This window comes from Sphingomonas sp. CCH5-D11 (assembly GCF_001557395.1).
GTDB lineage: Bacteria > Pseudomonadota > Alphaproteobacteria > Sphingomonadales > Sphingomonadaceae > Sphingomonas.
Window position 1 is genome coordinate 21,312 of record NZ_LSKH01000278.1, and the last position, 7,239, is coordinate 28,550.

General features: G+C 65.7%; 8 protein-coding genes. 6 read left to right on the forward strand and 2 right to left on the reverse strand.

Annotation, left to right across the window (positions count from 1 at the left end; translation table 11 throughout):
• The first annotated feature begins 264 nt into the window (after positions 1-264).
• Complete coding sequence (locus tag AX702_RS17250; protein ID WP_066781618.1) at positions 265-1,569, forward strand: cation:proton antiporter; 1,305 nt, start codon at positions 265-267, stop codon at positions 1,567-1,569.
• Between the two features lie 4 nt (positions 1,570-1,573).
• Here the strand turns inward: AX702_RS17250 and AX702_RS17255 are convergent, their stop codons facing one another.
• Positions 1,574-1,978 (reverse strand): DUF6165 family protein, encoded by a 405-nt coding sequence (locus AX702_RS17255; protein WP_066781620.1) that lies wholly within the window; start codon positions 1,976-1,978, stop codon positions 1,574-1,576.
• Positions 1,935-2,921 (reverse strand): glycosyltransferase family 9 protein, encoded by a 987-nt coding sequence (locus tag AX702_RS17260; protein ID WP_231731924.1) that lies wholly within the window; start codon positions 2,919-2,921, stop codon positions 1,935-1,937. Before AX702_RS17260 ends, AX702_RS17255 begins: the two co-directional genes overlap by 44 nt.
• Before the next feature lie 152 nt (positions 2,922-3,073).
• Between AX702_RS17260 and AX702_RS17265 the strand changes: the two genes are divergently transcribed.
• From AX702_RS17265 to AX702_RS23000, 5 genes are all read left to right on the forward strand, one after another.
• The gene (locus AX702_RS17265) at positions 3,074-3,889 is read left to right on the forward strand and encodes a TIGR04290 family methyltransferase (RefSeq protein WP_066781622.1); all 816 of its coding nucleotides are present in this window, start codon (positions 3,074-3,076) and stop codon (positions 3,887-3,889) included.
• Positions 3,886-4,827, forward strand: coding sequence for a glycosyl hydrolase (locus AX702_RS17270; protein ID WP_066781625.1), 942 nt, complete (start codon positions 3,886-3,888; stop codon positions 4,825-4,827). The genes AX702_RS17265 and AX702_RS17270 overlap by 4 nt, the downstream gene beginning before the upstream one ends.
• An 11-nt stretch (positions 4,828-4,838) precedes the next feature.
• Complete coding sequence (locus AX702_RS17275; RefSeq protein ID WP_066781627.1) at positions 4,839-5,813, forward strand: Gfo/Idh/MocA family protein; 975 nt, start codon at positions 4,839-4,841, stop codon at positions 5,811-5,813.
• Between the two features lie 5 nt (positions 5,814-5,818).
• Entirely contained in the window at positions 5,819-6,985 is a 1,167-nt protein-coding gene (locus tag AX702_RS22685) for a polysaccharide pyruvyl transferase family protein (protein WP_066781629.1), read from the forward strand.
• Positions 6,986-7,055: 70 nt separating this feature from the next.
• Positions 7,056-7,239, forward strand: a 184-nt coding sequence (locus AX702_RS23000; protein WP_231731925.1) for a hypothetical protein, incomplete at its 3' end; no start/stop codon positions are given.

Genomic DNA, 7,239 nt, shown 5'->3' on the forward strand with positions numbered 1-7,239 from the left:
GCTTGTCAGGTGAAACTGGCGGCAGCGGTCACAGCGATATACTCTGAGGTCCATGCCCGAGCGCTGCGCCGCGGCGGTTGCCTCCGGCGCCGTGGCGAAGCGCAGCTTGCGCCCGCAAGTGCTCAGTTTCGTGCGCATGTCTGCCATTCCCTAGCGACCCGGCTAAGCACGGGCGGAGATCCGGCCATCACCTGACCGGCGTCAACTCGCCCCATGTAGCTCGGCCACGCTGCAACATTTCGTTGTTCGAGCGTTACATTGGCAATGCCGTCATTCTCCAGCCCCGAACCCTATATTCTCTGGTTGACGGGGGCAGGCGTACTCGTCGCGCTGGTGGCATGGTTGCCGCTGGCGCTGCGCAAGCTGCCGCTGTCGTTGCCGATCATCTGCATCGGCATCGGTGCGGCCATCTTCTCGCTGCCCGCCGTTCACTGGCACCCGCTGCCCTACGACTTTCCCGATGTCACCGAGCGGCTGACGGAATTCGTCGTGATCATCGCGCTGATGGGCGCCGGGCTCAAGCTGGACCGGATCTTCCGCTGGCGGCACTGGGGCGTCACCTGGCGCCTGCTCGCCATCACCATGCCGCTCGGGATCGCCGCAATCACCTTGCTGGGCGGTTGGTGGCTCGGGCTCGGCTGGGTGGCGGCGCTGCTGCTGGGTGCATGCCTTGCGCCGACCGATCCGGTGCTTGCCGCCGATGTTCAGGTCGGTCCGCCCAAATCGAATGACGAGGATGAGGTCCGCTTCGGCCTCACGTCAGAGGCCGGGCTGAACGACGGGCTTGCCTTTCCTTTCGTCCACCTGGCCATCGTGCTCGGCACGCTGGCCGCCGCTGGCGAGCCCTGGGCAAAGACCTGGGTATTGGAAAACGTGATCTGGGAAATCGTGGTCGGCATCGGCGCAGGCTGGCTGATCGGCAAGGCTTTTGGCTGGCTCACTTTTCACGTGCCGGCCGAAACGAAGCTGGCGGCCACCGGCGATGGCCTGATTGCGATCGCGGCAACCTTTGTCTCTTACGGCGTGACGGAGATCGTTCACGCTTACGGTTTCCTGTCGGTGTTCGTCACCGCCCTCGCCCTGCGCCGCTCGCACCGCGACCATGACTTCAATCACCAGATGCACGATCTGACCGAGCAGGTGGAGCGGATCGCGATGATGATCGTGCTGATTCTGTTCGGCGGCGCGCTGGTGGATGGATTGCTGGCGGCGCTGCGCTGGACGGATGTGGTCGCAGCGGCGGTTCTGATCCTGATCGTCCGGCCGCTCACCGGGTTGATCGCACTGGTCGGCTTTCCGGCGGACCGCTCGGAAAAGCTCACCATCGCTTTCTTCGGGATCCGCGGCGTCGGCTCATTCTATTATTTGGCTTATGCGCTCAATCGCATGAACCTGCCCGAGGCGGAGCGCCTGTGGGCGATCGTCGGCATCACCGTTTTGTTCTCGATACTGCTGCACGGGCTGACGGTCACGCCGATCATGCGTCTGCTGGATCGCCAGCACGGGCGCGATCCTGATCGGTCGAGCACGCCGCCGCCCGGCCTCCAGGGCCCGGCGGCGGAGCAATGATCCGTCAGGCCGCGATACAGCTCGCGTAGCTCTTTTCCTCGATCAGATCCGATTCCAGCTTCAGGTTGATCTCGCGCTTGATCGCCGCCCGCTCATCGTTGCGCTGATACACGGCGCGGGCGAGACGGATGAAGTCGGCCCCGAACTGGCGCGCCGCCTCCTGTTCGCGGATCGCGTCCTCGATCTCCCACAAGGCCTCATTTACGGCTTTGAGCGCTCGGACGAGCGGGGCGATGCCGCTGCGGTTCAGCACCTGTCCGCCAATCCTCTGCAGAAGGCGATACTCGCGCAGCACATTCTCGCGCGCCTCGGCCCGTGTGATCCGCTCGCGCTTGATCTCCAGAATGGTGATCTTGTCGAGCAATTCACCCCAGGACACGGGAACTGATGGTGCCGCGATACTCGCCATGGGCCAGCCTTTCGTCGTTGGTGAAAGTGGATGTTCGATCCGCCAGGTCGCGCACAACGCGCGCGATCACGCCCGCCCAGTCGCCGGGTGTCCGCTGCACGTACAGGCGCATGTTCGGGTACCAGGGCGTATCCGTCGCGGCCGGGTTCCAGCGCCAGTCCGGCTCCGCCTTCAGCAGCAGCCAGGTCGGTCGGCCCAGCGCGCCGGCGAGATGCGCGATCATCGTGTCGACGGTAATGACCAGATCGCACGCCGCCACCAGCGATGCCGTTGCATCCATGGCAAAGGCGCAGCCCGATGGGTTCAGCACCGGCAGCGGTGATGGCTCGGCAACCAGCGTGATGCAGCGATGCGCCGCCGCGACTGGTGCGAACAGCGCGGGGTTGAGCGAACGCGCCGGATCCCAGTCCCCGCCCTGATGGCACAGGCCGATAATTTCGGCCGGCAGTGCCGCCGCGCTTGCCTTCACATAAGGAGAAATGCCCGTCTCAGGCCGCGCGCGCAGCGCAAAGGGCAGTTCGGTGATCTCGATGTCGCATGCCGCGGGCGGCAGCGGGTGGGCATGATCAAACGGCACCACGTTTATCCCGGCATCCACGCTTGCGATCAGGTCTCGGAGCCGCGCCGGCGCTTCCACCGTCACGCTGGCGGCCCTCCTGGCCAGGATCGGCAGGAATCGCGCGAACTGGATCGTGTCGCCCAGGCCGTGATAGCATCGCACCAGCACGTCGTACCCGTCGAACGAACGGCCGTCCCATACCCAGCGCAGGTGATATGGCAGGCTGGGATCGTCGCGCGTCGCTGGATCCCGCTGAGCCATGTCGCGCGCGGACAGGGCCCAGGCGCGCGGGTAATCGCCCGCTCGCATCGCGGAAATCCATTGCTGCGCGCCATCATTCATCAACAAAGCTGAATGTTGCGGGGCCACCGCGGTTCCCTTCATCGCCTCCTTCATCGCGAAACGATTGGCGCGAACGACGGCAGGGAACAGCTTTGTTGTCGGATCGTTAGGTGTAACGAGGGTCCCCGTGCCACCGTGCTAAAGGACCAGTCTTCTTTGGCGCGCATGTCGCGGGCCGACATCCAGGGGGCGCGATGCCGGTAGCCGCACGTTCGAATGACGAGACACGCAAACGCGAGCTAAGTAGTAGCATCGCCGCGCTGGCGCCGTGGTTTCACAATATCGATCTGAACGGCGTGGAGACGGCGCCCGATCATTTCCTGGGCAATTACCCGGCGGACAAGTTCGCGCGCTTCGCCGCGATCTTCCCTGAAGACCTCACCGGAAAGAGCGTGCTCGACATCGGCTGCAACGCGGGCTTCTACTCGGTTGAGGCGCTGCGTCGCGGTGCGGAGCGCGTGGTCGGGATAGACAGCGACGATCGCTATCTCGCGCAGGCCCGCCTCGCTACCGACGCGCTGGGCTTCACCGGCGTCGAGTTTCGCAACCTGTCGGTTTATGACGTGGCGAAGCTTGGTGAAAAGTTCGACCTCGTGATCTTCATGGGCGTCCTTTACCACCTGCGTCACCCTCTGCTCGCACTGGACCTGATCCGAGAGCATGTCGCCAGTGACGCCATGCTCTTCCAGACGCTGCAGCAGGGCTCGCGCGAGGTGGCGGACGTGCCGGAGGACCACCCGTTCTTCGAACCCGACACCTACCGCCCACCGGCCTATTTCGACGCGCCCGGCTATCCCAAGATGCATTTCATTGAGAAGAAATTCGCCGGTGACTGGACAAATTGGTGGGCGCCCAACGCCGCCGCCAGCCAGGCGATGCTGCGCGCGGCCGGCTTCACTGTCGAGGCTGCGGCCGACGGCGATGTCTATTTCTGCCGGGTCGCACCGGTGCCGTTCGGCCAATATGGTCCGGCGGCCGTCTATCCAGCCAAGGGGGGAACAAGTTCGTGATCGAAGCGGCGATGATCTGGAATGAGCCGAACAACAAATCGCATTGGGATCCGGAAATCGATCCGGACTGGTCGTCCTATGCCGATCACGTGATCCGCGCCGGTAATTCGATCGCTGCGATCAACCCGGCGATCACCCGCGTGCTGGGCGGCATGTCGCCTATCGACCCGCAATGGGTGAACCGGATGCGCGCGCATGGTGCGCTTGACGCAGTGGACGTGATCGCGGTGCACGGCTTCCCGCTCGATTGGAACCTGTGGTCGATCCACGACTGGCCCAAGAAGATCGCGGAGATCGAGGAGGTCGTCACCGACAAGCCGATCTGGGTCACCGAAGTCGGCGTTGGCTCGTTCGGCGCGGAGGAGGTGCAGGTGTTCGGCGTCGAGAAGACGGCGGAACTGCTCATCGGCCGCGTGCCCAACGTTTATTGGTATTCGCTGTACGATCTGCCGCAGTCCTGGGGCGCCACCACCCGCCACCGCGAGGCAGAGGGCTCCAGCTATTACCGCCATTTCTACATGGGCCTGATCCGCGAAGACGGCACGCCCAAGCCCGCGCTCGACGTTTATGCCCGACACGCCGCAGACATGGGCCTGATGCAATGGTTCCACTTCGAGGACCCGCGGCTTGACGAAGCGGTTGGCTGGCTCAAGCGGCTCGGCACGCGCAAGCTGCGTACCGGTCTCAGCTGGGCCGATCGCTTCCGCCCCAATGCGCTCGACTGGTTCGATCGGCAGATGGAAGCGCTGGCTGACTTCGATGTCACGGTCACCTTCTGCTTCACTCCCGAGCATTTGGGCGTTCAGCCGCATCACACCAGCCCGGCGCGCGATCCGCAGATGTTTGCCGATTTCTGCGCCGAGATGATCGACCGCTACGCCCCGGCCCAGGCAAGCTCGGCGCAAGCCACGCCGCTCAAGCTCGCCGCCTCGGCCTGAAAGACACGCGCATGAAGCCCCGTATCGGGTTCCTCGGCACCGGCTGGATCGGTCGTCACCGCATGGCCGCGATGGTCGCGACAGGGGCGGTCGAGGCCGTCGCCGTCTGCGATCCCTCGCCCGAATGTATTGCGGAGGCCGCCACCGTCGCCCCCACGATCCGCATCGTAGACTCGCTCGATGCCATGCTCGCGCTCGATATCGACGGTGTGGTGATCGCGACCCCCAGCGCGCTCCACGCCGATCAGTCGATCCAGGCGCTGGAGGCCGGCAAAGCGGTCTTCTGCCAGAAGCCGCTCGGCCGCACCGCAGCGGAGGTGAACGCGGTCATCGCCGCCGCCCGCCAGGCCGATCGCCTGCTCGGCGTCGACCTGTCCTATCGCCACACTGCCGGGATGGAGGCGATCGCGCAGCTGATCCGTGAAGGGTCGCTGGGCGACATCTTCGCAATCGATCTCACCTTCCACAACGCTTATGGCCCGGACAAGCCGTGGTTCTACGATCCCGCACAATCAGGCGGCGGCTGCGTCGTCGATCTCGGCGTTCACCTCGTCGATCTCGCACTCTGGGCGCTCGGCTTCCCTAAGGCGCATGATGCGCATGCCGCGCTTTACGCCGGCGGCCAGCCGCTCCATCCCGGCTCGGTCGAGGATTATGCCAGCGCCAGCTTCACCGCCGGAGGCACCGACGTGCGCCTCACCTGCTCGTGGCGCCTCCATGCCGGCCAGGATGCGGTAATCGCCGCCGATTTCTACGGCACGCAGGGCGGCGCGGCGTTCCGCAACGTCGGCGGCAGCTTTTACGACTTCACCGCCGATCACTTTACCGGCACGTCCGCCCGCCGCCTGACGGACGGCGCGGACGATTGGGGCGGCCGCGCCGCCGCCGCCTGGGCGACCCAGCTTGCGCAAAGCCATCACTACGATCCCGCCGCCGATCATTTCGCCCGTTCGGCGGAGGTGCTCGACCTCATTTATGGTCGCTGATCGGCATGGCTTCACGAAAAGTCGGCGTTCTCACCTTTCACCGTTCCATCAACTACGGCTCCTATTGGCAGGCGCGCTGTCTGGTGGAAGGACTGCGCGCGCGCGGCCTCGATGCGGAGATCCTCGATCACCGCTCACGTCGGGTGGAGTGGCGGGAGGCGCGCAACGCCTTCCAGCCCACCCTGCCGGTCCGGACCGACCCGCGCCACTTCGCCGCGCTCGGTCGCAAGACCCGCGCGCTGATCGCCGCCGTCAACGCATTGCCGCTCTCGCCGCCCTTCCCGCTCGAGGATGCGGCGCGATCACCGGGCTACGACGCCATCGTGATTGGCAGCGATGAGGTCTGGAACTTCCGCCACCCCTGGTATTCGGGCGCGTCGATCTTCTTCGGCGAAGGCCTGAACGCCGATCGCCTCGTTTCCTACGCCGCCAGCTTCGGCAATCACGACGCCGCCGACGGGATTGACCCACATTGGCTGGAGCGCCTCCGCCGCTTTCACGCGCTTTCCGTGCGCGACGAGAACAGCCGCGCGATGCTGGCTCCCTTGTCTTCGGACCGATTATCGTCCGCTCGTGCCGAACGAAGTCGAGGCACCAGCGTCGGCCAAGCTGCCCCCAGCTCGTCCCTCGAACTCGCTGGGAGCGGACGGAAGGACAGCAGCATCCCCCTCGTCCTGGATCCCTGCCTGCAATTCCCGCAAGTGATCCCCGACGCAGCCGCCCGGTCGGACACGCGTTATGCCGTGGTGTACGGCCACAGCTTCCCCGACTGGTTCACCGCGCAGCTGGGCCGCTGGGCCGACGCGACCGGCACCCGCCTCGTCACGATCGGCTATCCCAATCCGATTGCAGACGACGAGCGGATCGACGCCACCCCGGCCGATTTCTCCACCCTGATCGCCGGCGCGACCGCCGTGGCGACCAACTTCTTCCACGGCTGCGTCTTCGCGATCCGCCACGCCCGTCCCTTCGTCTGTGCCGCCTCGCCCTATCGTCGCAACAAGGTGCAGGATCTCACTCGCGCGCTCGGTCTGGGGGATCACCTGGTGGAAGACGGCACCAGCGACGCGGCGTTCGCCCACTTGCTCGCCGTACTTCCGACTGACCTTCCCGCTCGCCTTGCGGCCGAGCGCACCGCCTCCTCGCGCTTCCTGGACCATGCCCTCGCCTGACCCCCTCACCCCGTCGGACATCGTAGCCTCGGGCCTGTGCATCGGCTGCGGCGGTTGCGCGACCAGTGGCATGGCGTGGGACCGCTACGGCCAGCGCAAGCCCAGCGCCGCCACCCTCAACCATTACCGTCATGGCGGCCCTGTCCTGAGCGACGCCAGAGGCGGCGTCGACGGGCCCGGCATGACGAGCGGGGCGACCACCCCCCGTCATCCCGGCCTTGAGCCGGGATCCAACGCGCCGCACACGCTGTCAC